General features: G+C 67.2%; 17 protein-coding genes, 2 rRNA genes and 1 pseudogene (1 of these 20 cut by a window edge). 18 read left to right on the forward strand and 2 right to left on the reverse strand.

The window, feature by feature from the left end; all coding sequences use genetic code 11:
* From ACPWT1_RS06315 to ACPWT1_RS06345, 7 genes and pseudogenes are all read left to right on the forward strand, one after another.
* Positions 1–985: ribosomal RNA gene (locus ACPWT1_RS06315) — 23S ribosomal RNA — on the forward strand (it extends 1,891 nt beyond the left edge of the window).
* A 112-nt stretch (positions 986–1,097) separates the two neighbouring features.
* Positions 1,098–1,210: ribosomal RNA gene (gene rrf / locus ACPWT1_RS06320) — 5S ribosomal RNA — on the forward strand.
* 549 nt (positions 1,211–1,759) lie between these two features.
* Positions 1,760–1,888: a hypothetical protein gene (locus tag ACPWT1_RS06325; protein ID WP_427915642.1), complete on the forward strand. Its 129-nt coding sequence runs from the start codon at positions 1,760–1,762 to the stop codon at positions 1,886–1,888.
* Positions 1,889–1,890: 2 nt separating this feature from the next.
* Positions 1,891–3,486, forward strand: a pseudogene (locus ACPWT1_RS06330) (GMC family oxidoreductase N-terminal domain-containing protein).
* Positions 3,487–3,590: 104 nt separating this feature from the next.
* Complete coding sequence (locus tag ACPWT1_RS06335; RefSeq protein WP_427915514.1) at positions 3,591–4,310, forward strand: esterase/lipase family protein; 720 nt, start codon at positions 3,591–3,593, stop codon at positions 4,308–4,310.
* 221 nt (positions 4,311–4,531) lie between these two features.
* Entirely contained in the window at positions 4,532–5,182 is a 651-nt protein-coding gene (locus ACPWT1_RS06340) for a helix-turn-helix transcriptional regulator (RefSeq protein WP_427914530.1), read from the forward strand.
* Positions 5,183–5,258: 76 nt separating this feature from the next.
* Positions 5,259–5,912 carry a Crp/Fnr family transcriptional regulator gene (locus ACPWT1_RS06345; protein WP_427914531.1) on the forward strand — a complete coding sequence of 218 codons (654 nt, stop codon included), beginning with the start codon at positions 5,259–5,261 and terminating at the stop codon, positions 5,910–5,912.
* An 18-nt stretch (positions 5,913–5,930) separates the two neighbouring features.
* Here ACPWT1_RS06345 and hppD read toward each other — a convergent pair whose 3' ends face one another.
* Positions 5,931–7,076: a 4-hydroxyphenylpyruvate dioxygenase gene (gene hppD, locus ACPWT1_RS06350; protein ID WP_427914532.1), complete on the reverse strand. Its 1,146-nt coding sequence runs from the start codon at positions 7,074–7,076 to the stop codon at positions 5,931–5,933.
* Between the two features lie 101 nt (positions 7,077–7,177).
* Here hppD and ACPWT1_RS06355 point away from each other — a divergent pair, with 101 nt between their 5' ends.
* The 9 genes from ACPWT1_RS06355 (at position 7,178) to ACPWT1_RS06395 (ending at position 16,203) form a co-directional block, all read left to right on the forward strand.
* Complete coding sequence (locus ACPWT1_RS06355) at positions 7,178–7,660, forward strand: Lrp/AsnC family transcriptional regulator (protein WP_427914533.1); 483 nt, start codon at positions 7,178–7,180, stop codon at positions 7,658–7,660.
* Positions 7,661–7,739: 79 nt separating this feature from the next.
* On the forward strand, positions 7,740–8,396 hold the full coding sequence (locus ACPWT1_RS06360; RefSeq protein ID WP_427914534.1) for a GNAT family N-acetyltransferase: 657 nt from the start codon (positions 7,740–7,742) through the stop codon (positions 8,394–8,396).
* An 85-nt stretch (positions 8,397–8,481) separates the two neighbouring features.
* Positions 8,482–9,363 carry an HlyC/CorC family transporter gene (locus ACPWT1_RS06365; protein ID WP_427914535.1) on the forward strand — a complete coding sequence of 294 codons (882 nt, stop codon included), beginning with the start codon at positions 8,482–8,484 and terminating at the stop codon, positions 9,361–9,363.
* A complete protein-coding gene (lnt, locus tag ACPWT1_RS06370; protein WP_427914536.1) occupies positions 9,360–10,901 on the forward strand; it encodes an apolipoprotein N-acyltransferase in 1,542 nt (513 codons plus the stop codon). The genes ACPWT1_RS06365 and lnt overlap by 4 nt, the downstream gene beginning before the upstream one ends.
* A 10-nt stretch (positions 10,902–10,911) precedes the next feature.
* Positions 10,912–11,844 (forward strand): glycine--tRNA ligase subunit alpha, encoded by a 933-nt coding sequence (glyQ, locus tag ACPWT1_RS06375; protein ID WP_427914537.1) that lies wholly within the window; start codon positions 10,912–10,914, stop codon positions 11,842–11,844.
* On the forward strand, positions 11,841–13,955 hold the full coding sequence (gene glyS / locus ACPWT1_RS06380; RefSeq protein WP_427914538.1) for a glycine--tRNA ligase subunit beta: 2,115 nt from the start codon (positions 11,841–11,843) through the stop codon (positions 13,953–13,955). The genes glyQ and glyS overlap by 4 nt, the downstream gene beginning before the upstream one ends.
* Positions 13,952–14,518 (forward strand): D-glycero-beta-D-manno-heptose 1,7-bisphosphate 7-phosphatase, encoded by a 567-nt coding sequence (gene gmhB / locus ACPWT1_RS06385; protein WP_427914539.1) that lies wholly within the window; start codon positions 13,952–13,954, stop codon positions 14,516–14,518. Before glyS ends, gmhB begins: the two co-directional genes overlap by 4 nt.
* Positions 14,519–14,521: 3 nt before the next feature.
* The gene (locus ACPWT1_RS06390) at positions 14,522–15,289 is read left to right on the forward strand and encodes a lysophospholipid acyltransferase family protein (protein WP_427914540.1); all 768 of its coding nucleotides are present in this window, start codon (positions 14,522–14,524) and stop codon (positions 15,287–15,289) included.
* 11 nt (positions 15,290–15,300) lie between these two features.
* Positions 15,301–16,203 (forward strand): M48 family metallopeptidase, encoded by a 903-nt coding sequence (locus ACPWT1_RS06395; RefSeq protein WP_427914541.1) that lies wholly within the window; start codon positions 15,301–15,303, stop codon positions 16,201–16,203.
* Positions 16,204–16,209: 6 nt separating this feature from the next.
* On the opposite strand, the gene ACPWT1_RS06400 is transcribed toward ACPWT1_RS06395, so the two are convergent.
* Complete coding sequence (locus ACPWT1_RS06400; protein ID WP_427914542.1) at positions 16,210–17,280, reverse strand: MBL fold metallo-hydrolase; 1,071 nt, start codon at positions 17,278–17,280, stop codon at positions 16,210–16,212.
* Positions 17,281–17,409: 129 nt separating this feature from the next.
* Here ACPWT1_RS06400 and ACPWT1_RS06405 point away from each other — a divergent pair, with 129 nt between their 5' ends.
* Both ACPWT1_RS06405 and ACPWT1_RS06410 read left to right on the forward strand, forming a co-directional pair.
* Positions 17,410–17,838 (forward strand): MerR family transcriptional regulator, encoded by a 429-nt coding sequence (locus ACPWT1_RS06405; protein ID WP_427914543.1) that lies wholly within the window; start codon positions 17,410–17,412, stop codon positions 17,836–17,838.
* On the forward strand, positions 17,835–18,296 hold the full coding sequence (locus tag ACPWT1_RS06410) for a PaaI family thioesterase (RefSeq protein WP_427914544.1): 462 nt from the start codon (positions 17,835–17,837) through the stop codon (positions 18,294–18,296). The genes ACPWT1_RS06405 and ACPWT1_RS06410 overlap by 4 nt, the downstream gene beginning before the upstream one ends.
* Positions 18,297–18,298: the final 2 nt, after the last annotated feature.

Raw genomic sequence — 18,298 nt, forward strand, 5'->3', positions numbered from 1 at the left:
AACGGTCCTAAGGTAGCGAAATTCCTTGTCGGGTAAGTTCCGACCTGCACGAATGGCGTAACGATGGCCACACTGTCTCCTCCCGAGACTCAGCGAAGTTGAAATGTTTGTGATGATGCAATCTCCCCGCGGAAAGACGGAAAGACCCCATGAACCTTTACTGTAGCTTTGTATTGGACTTTGAACAGATCTGTGTAGGATAGGTGGGAGGCTTTGAAGTGCGGTCGCTAGATCGCATGGAGCCAACGTTGAAATACCACCCTGGTGTGTTTGAGGTTCTAACCTAGGCCCGTTATCCGGGCTGGGGACAGTGCATGGTAGGCAGTTTGACTGGGGCGGTCTCCTCCCAAAGCGTAACGGAGGAGTTCGAAGGTACGCTAGTTACGGTCGGACATCGTGACGATAGTGCAATGGCATAAGCGTGCTTAACTGCGAGACTGACAAGTCGAGCAGATGCGAAAGCAGGACATAGTGATCCGGTGGTTCTGTATGGAAGGGCCATCGCTCAACGGATAAAAGGTACTCTGGGGATAACAGGCTGATACCGCCCAAGAGTTCATATCGACGGCGGTGTTTGGCACCTCGATGTCGGCTCATCTCATCCTGGGGCTGTAGCCGGTCCCAAGGGTATGGCTGTTCGCCATTTAAAGAGGTACGTGAGCTGGGTTTAAAACGTCGTGAGACAGTTTGGTCCCTATCTTCCGTGGGCGCTGCAGATTTGAGGAAGCCTGCTCCTAGTACGAGAGGACCGGAGTGGACGCACCTCTGGTGTATCGGTTGTCACGCCAGTGGCATTGCCGAGTAGCTATGTGCGGAAGAGATAACCGCTGAAAGCATCTAAGCGGGAAACTCGTTCCAAGATGAGATCTGCCGGGACCTGAGCCCCCTAAAGAGTCGTTCAAGACCAGGACGTTGATAGGTCGGGTGTGGAAGCGCAGCAATGCGTTAAGCTAACCGATACTAATTGCTCGTGCGGCTTGACCCTATAACTTTGATCTGCAAGATCAGGGTTGTTATGCCAAGTGACGCAATCCAAAAAAGCTGATTTGCTCTATGAATTGGTTGTCTTGACCTAGTCAAGATGACAAAAAGTTATGCCTGATGACCATAGCGAGGTGGTCCCACTCCTTCCCATCCCGAACAGGACAGTGAAACGCCTCTGCGCCGATGATAGTGCGGATTCCCGTGTGAAAGTAGGACATCGTCAGGCTCTTATGCCGTGCAAAGCCCCGTCTCATTAATGAGATGGGGCTTTTGCCTTTTCTGGCGGCCAATTGCATGCCTCCAAAATCTAGGCAAACTCGCGCAACGTCAACTGGGACTAGCGTCAGCGCGGGGCACGTGATTGGAAGATTCCGGCGCATCGGCGGCATCATCTCGACATGCGAAGAAGAATCTTGATGCAGCTGGGAGCAGGCACTGCCGCGCTGCTGGCATTGGGAGGTGGCGCCTTGACCCTCTGGTCCCTGCCGTCCACGATGGAGCTCTCACCGGTTCGGGCCGCCTTCTCTTTCGCCGCATCGGCGCTGCCGTGCTCGATGGAGTCCTGCCCCCGGATACTGCTCGGCGCAATCCTGCACTCGACGCATTCCTGGTCGGGATCGACGTGGTCGTGTCCACACTCGCGCCGCATGCCCGGCAGGAACTGTCGCAGCTGCTGGCACTGCTGGCGAGTGCGCCAGGCCGCCGCGCGCTGCTTGGCTTGGACGTCAGATGGGAGGACGCATCAGTGTCTCAGGTCCAAGCGGCTCTCGAGAGCATGCGCACCTCGACACTGTCGCTCCGTGTGCAGGCCTATCAAGCCCTCCACGACATCTCTGGAGCTGCCTACTTCTCGGACCGCAGCACGTGGGCAGTCCTGGGCTATCCCGGTCCGGTGCAGGTCTGAACATGGGCCAAATACCGGATCCCATCCAGGATGGCCTCGCCCGCGGTTGGCGCGTGTTCGGAGGCCAGCGTGGCATGTCCCCGGAACGCCTCGTCTGCGATGTGGCCATTGTCGGAAGTGGCGCCGGGGCCGGCATCACCGCAGAACTGCTGGCGCGTGCGGGCCTTCGGGTGGTCCTGGTGGAGGAGGGGCCACTGCGCAGCAGCAGTGATTTCCGACAGCAGGAGGCCGACGCCTATCCGGCCCTGTACCAGGAGAGCGCCGCGCGCAAGACGCGTGACAAGGCCATCACGATCCTCCAGGGCCGCTGCGTCGGCGGATCGACGACCGTCAACTGGACCAGTTCATTCCGAACGCCGGCGCCAACGCTGGCCCACTGGCGCTCTCACTTCGCGCTCCCGGAGTACACCGACCATGAGCTCGAGCCGTACTTCGCGCAGGTCGAACGCCGACTCTCCATCGGTCCCTGGCTGACCCCGCCGAACGAGAACAACGACCTGCTGCGTCGGGGTCGCCAAGCTGGGCATCCCCGCCGCGCCGATTCCGCGCAACGTCAAGGGCTGCTGGAACCTGGGCTCCTGTGGCCTGGGGTGTCCGACCAACGCGAAGCAATCGATGCTGGTCACGACCATCCCTCGCGCGCTGGACGAAGGAGCAACCCTCCTGGTCGAGACTCGCGCTGAACGGTTCGACATCCGCAATGGCCGGGTCCGCGCACTTCTTTGCGCAGGAGCCGGCACCCAGGCGTCCAGCACACGCATCGAGGCGCACCACTACGTGCTCGCCGGCGGCGCGATCAACTCACCCGCGGTGCTCCTGCGATCGCAGGCGCCCGACCCGCATGCGCGGCTCGGGCGTCGCACCTTCCTTCACCCGGTCGTGCTGTCGGCAGCGGTCCTGCCGCAGCGCGTTGAGGGCTGGCAGGGGGCGCCGCAGTCCATCTACTCCGACCACTTCCTTCACACGCATCCGATCGACGGCCTCATCGGCTACAAGCTCGAGGCGCCGCCATTGCATCCGGTGATCTTCGCGTCGACGGTCCCCGGCCATGGCGCCCGCTATGCCGAGGCACTGCATGCCTTCCCGCACACACACGTGCTGCTCGCACTGCTGCGCGACGGTTTCCATCCGAACGCGCCGGGCGGCGAGGTGCGGCTGCGGGCCGACGGTTCGCCGGAGCTCGACTACCCATTGACCGACTACGTCATGGACGGCGCGCGGCGTGCGCTGCTCAGCATGGCCGAAATCCAGTTCGCCGCGGGCGCCAGCCAGGTGCAACCAGTGCACGAACTCGCGCCCCCGTATCGCAGCTGGCCCGAGGCGCAGAGCGGGCTGCAGCAGTTGCCGATGAAGCCCCTGCTGACGAAGGTCGTGAGTGCCCATGTGATGGGCGGCTGCGCCTTTTCGGGGACGAACGCCAGGGTGTCGCACGTCCCGATGGCGTGCACTGGCAGCTGGAGAATCTCTCCATCCACGATGGCTCCCTGTTCCCGACCAGCATCGGTGCGAATCCCCAGCTGTCGGTCTACGGCGTCGCCAACCGCCTGGCCCAAGCCCTCGCCAGGCGCCTCACGGGCCGCGACATCCTGCTTGCCTGATGGCAGCAGCATCCCGCCTGGCCCGCCTGCAGCAGGTGCTGGTCACCGGCCTCATCGTGGCCGCCGCGGTGTGGGCGCAAACCTGGTGGCCTGACCATCCGGCCGTGGCGACCATCGGTGCGCTCGCCATTCTCCTGATCCACGCGGGACCGCTCGCCGTCGAATTCCTGCTGCTCGGGCCTGCCAGCAGGGGTGACCCAGCACCGCGCCCGCGCATGCGAGACCTGCTGCTCGCCTGGGTCCGTGAGGTCGTTCAAGACGTGCGCGTGTTCGCGTGGCGGCAGCCCTTCGCGTGGCGACGTTGCCCAGACCAGCTGAATGGCGGTGAAGGCGCGGTCGGCATCGTGTTCGTCCACGGATTCGTCTGCAACCGCGGGTTCTGGACGCCCTGGCTGGAGGAAGCCAAGCGCCGCGGCCACCCTTTCCTGGCCGTGAACCTGGAACCTGTCTTCGGCAGCATCGATGCCTATGCGCCCGCGATCGACGAGGCCGTGCACCGCATGACGATCGCGACCGGCCGAGCGCCTCTGCTGGTCTGCCACAGCATGGGCGGTCTCGCCGCCCGCGCGTGGCTGCGCCGGGCAGCCGACACAACGCGGGCATCGCATGTGGTCACCATCGGCTCGCCACACCAGGGCACGTGGCTGGCGCGATTCAGTCGCACAGCCAATGGCCACCAGATGCGCATGGAAGGCGAGTGGCTGCGAGCGCTGCGCAATGGAGAGCAAGTGCCAGCAGAACGCTTCACATGCTGGTACTCCAACTGCGACAACGTCGTGTTCCCCCCAGCGTCGCCACGCTGCCGGGCGCGGACAACCGGCTGATGCCAGGGGCGGCGCACGTGGACCTCGCGTTCCACCCCGAGGTGATGGAGCACACCTTCGTGCTGGCACGAAGCATTCGCGACGAACATCGACCAAGAAGGTGAACAGCCTCCGTGGCTGGTGAAGTTCATCACAACGAAGGGCGTTGATATTCACCGTCGCAAACGGTCGTGCGTTCCTAAGCTTGCGCTTCCAACAACTTCATGCCCAAGGGAGGAACCATGACCGATTTTTCCGTCCGCTCGCCTGCAGACGCCCAGGATCCGCGCCTCGCAACGCGATGGAACCAGGCAGCCGGCCTTGACCTCGTCCTCGACGAACTGGCCTATGGCGTCGCCGTGGCCAGTCCCACCGGCGAACTGCTGCACGCCAACCATGCCGCGCGCCACGAGCTGGGAGCCGAACGCGTGCTGTGGGTGCAGCACGGCCGGCTCCAGGTCCAGTCGAACGCCGACATCCGCGTCCTGATGGATGCCCTGTCGAAGGCATCGGCGGGCAAGCGCAGCCTGGTCACCCTGTCGGCCCGGCGCGGAGCGCCGCTCACCATCGCTGCCGTCCCCGTGGGCCGCAGCACGGGAACCCAGGCCGCGCTGCTGTTTTCGCGCGCCAGCGTGTGCGAGTCGCTGATGCTCTGTTTCTTCGCGCGCAGCCATTCGCTCACGGCGGCGGAAGAGAACGTGCTTGGCATCCTGTGCCAGGGCTACTCCGCTCCGCAGACCGCTCGCCAGCTCAAGGTCGCGGTGTCCACGGTGCGCAGCCACGTGCGCAGCCTGTGCGCCAAGACCCGCTCCAGCGGCGTGCGCGATCTCGTGAGCCGCTTGGCCATGCTGCCGCCGGTGGCCCCCGCCCTGATCACCGACTCGATGCATTGACAGGGGTCAAGCGATGAGCGGTGATGACCGCATCCTGCCCTGCTTGCTAAAAAGTGGCCAAAGGGGAGAGAGAACCATGAAACCGTCCACCACGGCGGCGCAAGACCGCCTGTTCGACGCCTTGTCACCGGCCGTGCGCGCCCTGGCGTTGCGCGGCGTCGTGCGCAGGTACCGCAAGAACACGGTCATCGTGAACGAAGGCGAGGTGGGCGAGTCCACCTTCGTGCTGCTCGAAGGCCGGGTCAAGGTGTATGCCAACGACACCTGCGGCCGCGAGATCATCTACGACATCGTCGAGCCGGGTGACTACTTCGCCGAGATGAGCCTCGACGGCGCTCCCCGCTCCGCATCGGCGATGACGCTGGAGCCATGCATTTGCGCCGTGGTCGATGGCCCGCAGATGCGCGCCCACCTGGCGTACCAGCCGCATGCGATCGAGTTCATGGCCCACGTCGGCCGGCGCGCCCGCGCCGCCACGCTCAAGGCGCGCGAACTGGCGTTGATGGACGTCTACGGCCGCGTGGTGAGCACGTTGGAGGGGCAGCGGGGCGCGGCCACGCTCGATGCGCCCATCATCATTTCGCCCATCACGCACCAGACCATCGCCAGCCGGGTCGGCGCCTCGCGCGAGATGGTCAGCCGCCTGCTCAAGGACCTGGAGCGCGGCGGCTACATCGATATCGGCTTGCGCCAGATCATCCTCAAGCGCAAGCTGCCCGCGCGCTGGTGAGCGTCACGGTGCGTGCAGTCAGGCCTGTGCCTTCGCAGGCAGCACACCGCGGCGCATCTGGTCCAGCTCCATGGTTTCGAACAGGGCCTTGAAGTTGCCCTCGCCGAATCCTTCGTTGCCCTTGCGCTGGATGAACTCGAAGAAGATCGGGCCCAGCTGGTTCTCGCTGAAGATCTGCAGCAGCAGCTCGCCCTGCTGGCCGTCCACCAGGATATTGCGCTGCTGCAGGCCCGCGATGTCCTCCTGCAGCTGCGAAATGCGCTTGGGCAGCAGCTCGTAATACGTCTCGCTGGTCGACAGCAGCTTGACGCCGGCCATCTGCAGCGCGTCCACCGTGTCATACAGGTTGGTCGATCCCAGCGCGATGTGCTGGATGCCCTCGCCGCGGTACTTGTCCAGGTACTCCTGGATCTGGCCGGCCTTCTCGTTGCCTTCCTCGTTGATCGGGATCCGGATCTTCCCGCACGGGCTGGTCATGGCCTTGCTCTTGACGCCGGTGGCCTGTCCCTCGATGTCGAAGTAGCGGATCTCGCGGAAGTTGAACAGGCGCTCGTAGAACTCCGACCATTCGGCCATCCGGCCGCGGTGCACGTTGTGCGTCAGGTGGTCGATGTAGGTGAGCCCGAATCCCTTCGGGTCCAGCGCACCCGCGCCCAGCGCGCCGGGCAGCGGCTCGAAGTCGACGTCGTAGAAACCGATGTTGCCAATGTCCCCTTCCTTGGCGCCGTTCTTGCCGCGCCAGCGGTCCACCAGGTAGATCAGGCTGTCGCCGATGCCCTTGATGGCGGGGATGTTCAGCTCGCCCGGGCCGACCTGGCCCGCGTAGCCCCAGGCGCCCAGCGACACCGCGCGCTCGTAGGCGGCCTTGGCGTCCTGCACGCGGAACGCGATGGCGCAGATGCTGGGGCCGTGCGCGCGCGCGAAGCGCTGCGCGAACGAATCGGGTTCGGCATTGACGATGAAGTTGATGCCGCCCTGCCGGTACAGCGTCACGTCCTTGTGGCGGTGTTTCGCGATCGGCCGGAACCCCATGCGCTCGAACAGCTCGCCCATGGCCTTCGGGTCGGGGGCGGCGTACTCGATGAATTCGAAGCCGTCGGTGCCCATCGGGTTGTCCCAGGTGCGGGCGGGGGCGGTGGCTTGGGCGGGCAGTGCAGCGTTCATGGCAACTCCGGATGCGATGGGCGCCACTGTAGGGCCGCAGCACGTCATTTTTCCGCCGGAGACAGGCTCGATCCGGCCATGTGCGTCAATAAAATTGCGCGATGGCCGACAACGCTGCACTCGACAAGCTCGACAAGGCCATCCTGCGCGCGCTGCAGGACAACGGCCGCGAGACCTACGACGTGGTCGGCGAGCAGGTCGGCCTGTCGCCCAGTGCCGTGCTGAGGCGAGTGAAGCGCCTGGAGGAGAGCGGCATCATCGACCGCTACGTGGCGTTGGTCCGCCCGGAGTCCGTGGGCCTCGGACTCACCGCCTACATCAACGTGCGGCTCGAAAAGCACACCGAGCACCACAAGCGCAACCCGATGGACGTGTTCCGCGCCAGCGTGCAGAGCTGGCCCGAGGTGGTCGAGTGCGTCGCGCTCACGGGTGAGATGGACTTCCTGCTGCGCGTCGTCGTCGAGGACATGGCCCACTACAGCCGCTTCATCATGGAGACGCTTCTCAAGCACCCCAGCGTGCAGGACTGCAAGACGAGCTTCGTGCTCGACCGTGTCAAGACCACCACGGCCGTGCCCGTGTGACGGGGCACTGCAGCACGCAAGCAGGCGTTCCGTGACGCGCCAGACCGCGCGGCTCGGTGAAAACCCGTAGATTCAGGGCATGGGAACTGACCACACCACCACTGCCGTTCCCGTGCTGGTGCCGATCCGCTCGCTCGGCCCGGCGCATCGCGAACGCATTGCCACGCACCTCCTGTCGCTGAATCCCGACGACCGCTACCTGCGCTTCGGTTATCCCGCCACCGACGAACAGATCCGCCGCTATGTCGAGTCCCTCGACTTCGACCGTGACGACATCTTCGGCATCTACAACCGCAAGCTCGAGTTGATCGCGATGGCGCACCTGGCGTTCTCGCGCGATCCCGAGGCCAGCCAGTGCGCCGAGTTCGGCGTCTCGGTACTGCAGAAGGCGCGCGGCCGCGGCTACGGCTCGCGGCTGTTCGAGCGCGCCACCATCCATGCCCGCAACGACGGCGTCGACCTGCTGTTCATCCACGCCCTGTCCGAGAACACGGCGATGCTGAAGATCGCGCGCAAGGCCGGCGCCAAGCTCGAGCGGTTCGGCACCGAAACCGAAGCGCACCTGCGCCTGCCGCCGGCCACGCTCGACACCCGGATGAGCGAGCTCGTGATCGAGCACTTCGCCCAGACCGACTACCGCCTGAAGCAGCAGGTCAAGAGCTTCTGGGACTTCCTGGCCGGCGTGCAGGAAACCCGCCAGGGGGTGCGCGCGGCGCGCCACAAGTCCGCCAGCTGAGTTGGAGGAGCGCAAGCGCGGCGCTGCCCTGCGATTCCGCTATCCTTGCAGGTCCCCCAACCACCGCACGTCCTGCAACAAGGCTGTGTCCGACCCCCACCCTGCGCGCGACAAGGAAGATCGCCGCACGTTCCTGCAGAAGGTCGCCGAGTTCATCCATCCGGGTCCGGATACGCGCGATGAACTGATCGAAACCCTGGCAGACGCCGAGGAAAACGACGTCATCGGCGCCGAGTCGCGCGTGATGCTCGAAGGCGTGATCCGCATGGCCGACCTGACGGCCGGCGACGTCATGGTCGCGGCGCCGCGCATGGACCTGGTGAACATCGACTCGCCGTACGACGAGATCCTGCACCTGGTCATCGACACCGCGCACTCGCGCTTCCCGGTGTACGAAGGCGACCGCGAGAACATCATCGGCATCCTGCTCGCGAAGGACCTGCTGAAGCTGCAGCGCGCGCCCGAGCTGAACATCCGTGCGCTGCTGCGGCCCGCCGTGTTCGTGCCCGAAAGCAAGGGCCTGAACGACCTGCTGCGCGAGTTCCGTGGCAACCGCAACCACCTGGCCGTCGTGATCGACGAGTTCGGCCGCATCGCCGGCCTGATCACCATCGAGGACGTGCTGGAGCAGATCGTCGGCGAGATCGAGGACGAGTTCGACATCGCCGAGGAGGAGGGCGACATCTTCGCCCTCGCCGACCGCACCTACCGCGTGAGTGGCGACACGAGCGTCGAGCGCGTCAACGAGGCGTTCGGCGTGTCGCTCGAGGCCTCGCTCCCGGCCGACGACGGCGAGCACCGGTTCGAGACCATCGGCGGCCTCATCGCGCACCAGATGGGCCACGTGCCCAAGCGCGGCGAGCACCACACGCTGGCCGGCCTGAACTTCGTCGTGCTGCACACCAAGGGTGGCGCCGTGCGCTGGTTCAAGGTCGCCCCGGTGCCCAGCGACGACAACACCGGGTGACGACCAGCCTCACCCGTCCCCTGCCGGCGTTCGCGCTCGCCCTCGTCGGCGGCCTGGCCCAGGCCGCCTCCATCGCCTTCTTCGGCAGCGGGCACCCCGTGTGGTGGCTGCAGGTCCTCTCGCTGGCGCTCCTGGCCTGGCAGGTGCAATCGGCGCCCGGCTGGAAGCGGGCCGCCCTCCTGGGCTGGACCTTCGCCATCGCCTGGCTGTGCGGCACCTTCTGGTGGCTGTTCATCTCGATGCACACGTATGGAGGACTCGCGGCGCCGCTGGCGGGCCTCGCCGTGCTGGCACTCGCGGCGTTCCTCGGTACCTACTACGCCTTCGCCTGCGGCGTGTTCCGCGCCATCGCGCCGACGCCGGCCTGGTCACCCGCTGCCTTCGCCGCCTTGTGGATGCTCGCGGAACTGCTGCGCGCGCGCTGGTTCACCGGTTTCCCGTGGGGCGCCGGCGGCTATGCGCATGTGGACGGCCCGCTGGCGGCGCTGGCGCCCTGGATCGGCGTGTACGGCATCGGCCTGCTGGCGGCGATCCTTGCGCAGGTGATTGCCCTGCTGGCCGCCAGGCCGCGCTGGTCGATTCCGCTGGCCTGGATCGCGGGCGTGGTCGTCGCCGTCATCGTGGCGAACGTTGGCACGGGCGCCGCAGCCGGCGCGCCGAATGGCGAGCGCCTCTCGGTGTCGCTCCTGCAAGGCGACATCCCGCAGAACGAGAAGTTCGAGGACCAGACCGGCGTGCCGTTCGCCCTGCGCTGGTATGCCGAGCAGATCACGCGCAGCACCACGCGCCTGGTCGTCGCGCCGGAAACCGCGATCCCGGTGCTGCCGCAGCAATTGCCCGAAAGCTACTTCGAGGGCATGCAGCGGCGTTTCAGCAGCGGCGAGCAGGCCCTGCTGGTGGGCATTCCCCTCGGCAACTACGAACAGGGCTACACGAACTCCGTCATCGGGCTGAAGCCCGGCGCGCAGCCGTACCGGTTCGACAAGCACCACCTGGTGCCCTTCGGCGAGTTCATCCCGCCGCTGTTCCGGTGGTTCACCGACCTGATGAACATCCCGCTGGGCGACTTCAACCGCGGCGCGGTCGGCCAGCCGTCATTCGACTGGGCCGGCCAGCGGCTCGCGCCCAACATCTGCTACGAGGACCTGTTCGGCGAGGAACTGGCCGCGCGCTTCGCCGATGCCGCATCGGCGCCGACGATCTTCGTCAACGTGAGCAACATCGGCTGGTTCGGCGACTCCGTCGCGATCGACCAGCACCTGCAGATCAGCCGCATGCGGGCGCTGGAGTTCGATCGCCCCGTGATCCGCGCCACCAACACTGGCGCGACCGCGATCGTCGATCACGACGCGCAGGTCACGCAGGCACTGCCGCGCTACACGCGGGCCGTGCTCACGGGCGAGGTCCAGGGTCGCACCGGCGTCACGCCCTTCGCGTGGTGGTCGGCCCGCTTCGGGCTGTGGCCGCTGTGGATCGTGGGCGTTGCGCCCGTCGTTGCAGCGGCTCTGCTGCACAGGCGCCGCAGAGCCCGCCCGTAAAATCGGGCGAATGCTCTCCTTCCAGCAAATCATCCTGAAGCTGCAAGCTTACTGGGACGCCCAGGGCTGCGCGCTTCTGCAGCCGTACGACATGGAAGTGGGCGCCGGAACCTCGCACACCGCCACTTTCCTGCGTGCCCTCGGCCCCGAGCCGTGGAAGGCCGCCTACGTGCAGCCCAGCCGCCGCCCCAAGGACGGCCGCTACGGCGAGAACCCGAACCGCCTGCAGCACTACTACCAGTACCAGGTGGTGCTCAAGCCCGCGCCCGCCAACATCCTCGAGCTGTATCTCGGTTCGCTCGAAGCACTCGGGTTCGACCTGAAGAAGAACGACATCCGCTTCGTCGAGGACGACTGGGAGAACCCCACGCTCGGCGCATGGGGCCTCGGCTGGGAAGTCTGGCTCAACGGCATGGAGGTCACGCAGTTCACCTACTTCCAGCAGGTGGGCGGCATCGACTGCAAGCCGATCACCGGCGAGATCACCTACGGCCTCGAGCGCCTCGCCATGTACCTGCAGGGCGTCGACAACGTCTATGACCTGAAGTGGACCGAGGGCCTGTCCTATGGCGACGTCTACAAGCAGAACGAGGTCGAGCAGTCGACCTACAACTTCGAGCACAGCGACGCGGACTTCCTGTTCACCGCGTTCACCGCGCACGAGAAGCAAGCGAAACACCTGATGGAGCAGCAGCTCGCACTGCCGGCCTATGAGCAGGTGCTCAAGGCCGCGCACACCTTCAACCTGCTCGATGCACGCGGCGCGATCAGCGTCACCGAGCGCGCCGCCTACATCGGCCGCATCCGCAATCTCGCTCGCAGCGTGGCGCAGAGCTACCTGCTCAGCCGGCAGAGGCTCGGATTCCCCATGGCGCCGAAAGCCTGGGCCGACGAGGTCACGGCCAAGCTGGCCGACGGCAAGCTGGTGGGGGCCGCGCAATGAGCACCCGCAACCTGCTCGTCGAGCTGTTCGTCGAGGAACTGCCGCCCAAGGCGTTGAAGAAACTGGGCGAGGCGTTCGCCGGTGGCATCGCGTCATCGCTGGCCGCACAGGGCTTGGCCGAATCCGGCGCGGCCTTCGAGGCGTTTGCGTCGCCGCGGCGCCTTGGCGTGCTCGTGCGCAGCGTGCGGTCGCAATCTGCGGACAAGGCCGTGTCGCACAAGCTGATGCCCGTCATCGTCGGCCTGACCCCCGATGGCCAGCCCACGCCTGCGCTGGTGAAGAAGCTGCAGGCCCTGGGTGCGGACGCGGGTGCGGCGTCGAAGCTGCGCCGCGCCGTCGATGGCAAGGCCGAGGCGCTGTTCCTGGACAGCACGCAGCAAGGCGTCACGCTGGCCGACGGCGTGCAGAAGGCTTTGCTGGACGCGATCGCCAGGCTGCCGATCCCGAAGGTCATGACGTACCAACTCGCCGACGGCTGGACCGACGTGAAGTTCGTGCGGCCCGCGCATGCGCTGGTCGCGCTGCATGGCAGCGACGTGGTGCCATTGCAGGCGCTGGGCCTGCAGGCAGGCCGCGTGACGCACGGCCACCGCTTCGAGGCCAAGGCGCAGGACGTCAGCATCCCCGACGCCGACAGCTACGCAGCCACGTTGCGCGAGCAGGGCGCCGTCATCGCCAGCTTCGCCGAGCGCCGCGCCGAGATCCAGAAGCAGCTCGCTGCGGCGGCGCAGGCCGTCGGCGGTGGCGCGCGCCCCATCGAGGACGAGGCGCTGCTGGACGAAGTCACCGGGCTGGTCGAGCGCCCGAACGTGCTCACGTGCGCCTTCGACAAGGAGTTCCTGCAAGTGCCGCAGGAGTGCCTCATCCTCACGATGAAGGCCAACCAGAAGTACTTCCCGCTGCTGGATGCGGCCGGCAAGCTCACCAACCGGTTCCTGGTGGTGAGCAACATCCGCCCGCAGGATCCCGGTGCTGTGATCGGCGGCAACGAGCGCGTCGTGCGTCCGCGCCTCGCAGACGCGAAGTTCTTCTTCGACCAGGACCGCAAGAAGACGCTGGCCTCGCGCGTGCCGGACCTGGGCAAGGTCGTGTACCACAACAAGCTGGGCACGCAGGGCGAGCGCATCGAGCGCGTGCGCGCGCTGGCCAAGGTGATCGGCGCGCAGATGGGCAGCGACCATCTGGCGCACGAGGCGGACATCGCCGCCAATCTTGCGAAGGCCGACCTGCTGACCGACATGGTGGGCGAGTTCCCGGAGCTGCAGGGCATCATGGGCGGCTACTACGCGCGCCATGACGGCCTGGGCGAGGACATCGCGATGGCCATCGAGGACCACTACCGTCCGCGCTTCGCGGGCGACGAGCTGCCGCGCAACGATCTCGGCATCGCGGTCGCGCTGGCCGACAAGATGGAGACGCTGGCGGGCCTGTTCGCCATCGGCCAGCTGCCCACCGGCGACAAGGACCCGTTCGCGTTGCGGCGCCATGCGCTCGGCGTGGTGCGCATGCTGATGGAGCGCAAGCTTCCGCTGGCGATCAACGAACTGGTCGCGCAGGCGCTGGGCCTGTTCCCGCAGGCGGCACCGGAGACCACCTCGCAGCTGGCGGATTTCATCGACGACCGCCTCGCGGGCCTGCTGCGCGAGCAGGGCTACAGCGCGCAGGAAGTCGACGCCGTGCTGGCGCTCAAGCCGCAGAAGCTGGGCGACGTCGCCCAGCGCCTTGCCGCCGTGCGCGTGTTCGCGGCGCTGCCCGAGGCACCGGCGCTGGCCGCCGCCAACAAACGCATCGGCAACATCCTGAAGAAGGCCGAGGAAACCGTGCAGCTGCAGGTCAAGCCGGCGCTGCTGCGCGAGCCGGCCGAGCAGGCGCTGCATGCCGCCATGCGCGACGTGACGCCGCGCGCGGGCCAGCAGTTCGAGGCCGGCGACTACACCGGCTCGCTGCAGACCCTGGCCGCGCTGCGCGCGCCCGTCGACAAGTTCTTCGACGACGTGATGGTCAACGCGGAAGACGCCGACCTGCGCGCCAACCGGCTCGGCCTGCTGGCCACCCTGCATGGCGCGATGAACCGCGTCGCCGACCTGTCCCGCCTGGTGGTCGAACGATGAAGCTGGTGATCCTCGATCGCGACGGCACGATCAACGTCGACAGCGACCAGTACATCAAGTCGCCGCAGGAGTGGCAGCCGCTGCCCGGCGCGCTGGAGGCCATCGCGCGCATGAACCACGCCGGCTGGCACGTGGTGATCGCCTCCAACCAGTCGGGCCTGGGCCGCGGCCTGTTCGACGTCGCCTCGCTCAACGCCATGCACGCCAAGATGCACAAGCTGCTGTCGGCGCACGGCGGCCGCGTCGACGCCATCTTCTACTGCCCGCACACGGCTGACGAGGGCTGCAACTGCCGCAAGCCGCTGCCGGGGCTCTTCGAGCAGATCGCCGAGCGGTTCGGCATCGAGCTCAAGGGCGTGCCCGTGGTGGGCGATGGCCTGCGCGACCTGCAGGCCGGCGTGGCGGCCGGCTGCGAGCCGCACCTGGTGCTCACGGGCAAGGGCGAGGCCTACCGCGACCGCCCGCTGCCCGACACGTTCCCGCCCGGCACGCGCGTGCATGCGGACCTGGCGGCGTTCGCCGACTACCTGGTGTCGCGTCCCGCACCGCGGCCGGTGGCCTGAGCGATGGCAGCCCTGCGTTCCGTCATCCACGGTCTCTGGATGCTGGTCACGGTGGTCCCGTGGGCGATCATGATGCTGCTCGCCTCGTTGGGTGTCAGCAGCGTGCGCATGTACTGGCTGGCCGTCGGCTGGCTCAAGCTCGCGATCTACGGCCTGCGCTCGCTGTGCGGCGTGCGCTGGCGCGTGACGGGCATGGAGAACCTGCCGGTGGGCACCACCGCGCCGGCGATCCTGCTGGTCAAGCACCAGTCCACGTTCGAGACCTTCCTGATGCCGATGCTGATGCCGCATCCGCTGGCGTTCGTGTTCAAGCGCGAGCTGCTGTACGTGCCGTTCTTCGGCTGGGCGATGGCGCGGCTGGACATGATCCACATCGATCGCAGCCAGCGCGCGCAGGCGTTCAACAAGGTCGTCGCGCAGGGCAAGCGGCTGCTGGCCCAAGGCGTCTGGATCATCATGTTTCCCGAAGGCACGCGCATTCCGCGCGGCCAGGCGGGCAACTACAAGAGCGGCGGCACGCGGCTCGCGGTGGCCACCGGCGCGCCGGTGATCCCGGTGGCGGTGAGTTCGGCCAAGGTCTGGCCGCGCAAGGCCTTCATCAAGCGGCCGGGGGTCGTCGACGTCGTGATCGGCAAGCCGATCCCCAGCGTCGGCCGCCAGCCCGAGGAGCTGATGCGCGAAGTGCAGGACTGGATCGAGGGCGAGATGCGCCGCATCGATCCCGAGGCCTATCCCGACGCGCAGGCGCCCGAGACGGCGAAGCGAGCCTGACCTTGGCCACGATGCGCAAGCTGATGCAGCTCACGCTCGACCTGTTCGATCCGGCGCCTGCGCCCGCTGCGCCGGAGCCTGCGGAGTCGACCCCGGCGTCGATGGAGGCGGTCGCGGCCGCTCCCGCCGAACCGCTCGAGGCGGTGCTGGCGCCCGCCACCTTCCACCATCCGCGCGCCAACCGCCAGGCCGTGCTGGGCGGCACCTTCGTCGCCTACGAATTCAAGCGCGCGCGCCGGCGCAGCATCGGCTTCGTGGTCGGCGCCGAAGGCCTCACGGTCAGCGCGCCCAAGTGGGTGACCCTGCGCGACATCGACGAGGCCGTGCAGGGCAAGTCGGCATGGATCCTGTCCAAGCTCGATGCCGCCCGCGAGCGCCACCAGCGCGTCGAGTCCTCGCGCATCGTCTGGCGCGACGGGGCCACCTTCCCGTTCCTGGGCGAGCCGGTGATCGTGGTGCTCGACTCGCGTGGCCAGAGCGGCGCCGTGCTGAACACGGACGCGCAGGCCCTTCCCGGCGTGCCGCGGCTCACGCTGCACGTCGCGCTGCCGCACACCGCCACGCCGGCGCAGATCCGCGACGCGGTACAGGCCTGGCTGATGCGGCAGGCCAAGCGCCTGTTCACGGAACGGCTGGACCACTACGCGCCGCAGCTGCGCGTCGAGTGGCGCAAGCTGGTGTTGAGCAATGCCGGCACGCGCTGGGGCACTGCGCATTCGGACGGCACCATCCGCCTGAACTGGCGGCTGATCCACTTCCGCCTGCCGGTGATCGACTACGTCGTGGCGCACGAACTCTCGCACCTGCGCGTGATGGACCACAGCCCGCGCTTCTGGGAAACGGTGGCCACCGTGGTGCCGCAGTACCAGCAGCTGCGGGGCCAGTTGCGCGACGAGCCGCTGCCGCCCTGGTGATCCGGGTCAGGCGGCGCTGAAGCGCCAGACGTTCTCCGTGTCGCGCGTGCGGCGCAGCTTCCCTTCGAACCACAGCGCATGCAGGTGCGCCACCGCCTCGCCCATCGCGAAGGTCGTCTGGTGCAGGTCGAGCGTGCGCTTGAACAGCACCGGCAGCATGTCGGCCGCGGTGCGACCACGGCCCCTGCACGCTTCCAGCACCTCGGCGAGCCGGTCGCGGTGGTGCTCGTGCAGCTGGTCGATGCGTCGGTGCAGGCCGATGAACGGCTTGCCATGCGAGGGCAGCACCAGCGTGTCGGCGGGCAGTCGCTTGAACTTGTCGATCGACTGCAGGAACTGGCGCAGCGGATCCGACTCGGGCTCGATGTCGTAGACGCTGATGTTGGTCGAGATGCGCGGCAGCACCATGTCGCCGCTCACCAGGAGGCGCAGCTCGGGGCAGTACAGCGCGATGTGCTCCGGCGCGTGCCCGTAGCCGCTGATGCACTCCCACAGCCGCCCGCCGATGCGCACCACATCACCGTCCTGCATGCGGCGGAACGTGCGCGGCACCGCCGGCACCATGCTCGGGTAGTAGCCCGAGCGCGCGCGGATCTTGTCGAGCGCCTCGGGATCGGCAAGGCCGTGCGAGCGGAAGAACTCCGCCGCCGTCTCGCCGCCAAAGCCGGTGGTGCTCTGCGACGCCATGCGCGCCGCGTTGTAGTCGGTCGCGCTGATCCACAGCCTGCACGGATGCTCCGGCGTGCTCCAGCGCTCGCACAGCCAGTGCGCCAGCCCGATGTGGTCCGGGTGCATGTGCGTCACCAGCACGCGCAGCACCGGCAGGCCCTCGAGCGAGGACGCGAAGATCTGCTCCCACTGCGCCCTGGCCACGTCGCGCGTGATGCAGCAGTCGATGACGGTCCATCCCTCGCGGCCGTCGAGCTGGTCGCGCAGCAGCCAGAGGTTGATGTGGTCCAGCGCGAAGGGCAGGGCCATGCGGATCCAGCGCACGCCGGGCGCGACATCCAGCGTGGTGCCGGGAGCGGGGAGGGTGTCGCCCAGCGGGTACTGCAGCTGTGCTTCGAGGAGATTCATGCGGTGTGTCGCCAACGCCAGCGCGCCGGGGATGGCTCCGGCCGGGACTTGACGTTGACGTAAACGTCAACTGTAATCCGCATTCTAGGACGCCGGCCACGGGCCGCCTGTCACGCACCTGTCCATCCCATGGCGACCACCTACACCATCAGCGATCTCGCGCGGGAATTCGACCTCACCACGCGCGCCATGCGCTTCTACGAGGACATGGGCCTGCTGCAGCCCGAGCGCAGCGGCCCGGGCGGGCGCAACCGCATCTACAGCGCGCGCGACCGCACGCGCCTCAAGCTCACGCTGCGCGCCAAGCGCCTCGGCCTGTCGCTGTCCGAGGCGAAGGACATCATCGACATGTACGACAGCCCGCGGGACACCGGCCCGCAGCTGAAGAAGTTTCTCGCCGTGCTGGCGCAGCATCGCCGCCAGCTGGAAGAGCAGATGGCCGACCTGCAGGCCAACCTCGACGAAGTGCGGGTGCACGAGCGCGAGGCGCGCGCGTTGCTCGCGCGTGTGGAGAAGGAGCCGGTCCCGCGCGCACGGCAGGCGGCGAACGCCAAATGAGCGCTCCCGATTTCCATCCCGCCGACGCGCGCTACGCCGAACGCGTGCGCGCCAGCTTCGCCCGCCAGACGGCGATGGCCACCATCGGCGCGTCGATCGTCGACGTGCAGCCGGGCCAGGTGGCGGTCGAACTTCCATACGCTGCGCACCTGACGCAGCAGCATGGCTTCCTGCACGGCGGCATCCTCGGGGCCGCACTCGACTCGGCCTGCGGCTATGCCGCCTCCACGCTGATGCCCGCCGAAGCCGGCGTGCTGAGCATCGAATACAAGATCAATTTCCTCGCGCCGGCCAAGGGCCAGCGGTTCCGGCTGGTCGGCACCGTCGTCAAGCAGGGCCGCACCATCAGCGTGGTCGAAGGCCGCGCGTACGCCATCGACGGCGACCGCGAGAAGCTGGTCGCCACGATGCACACGACGCTCATGACGGTCACGGGCCGCGACGACGTCAAACACTAGGA

Origin of the sequence: Ramlibacter sp. MMS24-I3-19, assembly GCF_050320135.1 — a bacterium.
GTDB lineage: Bacteria > Pseudomonadota > Gammaproteobacteria > Burkholderiales > Burkholderiaceae_C > Ramlibacter.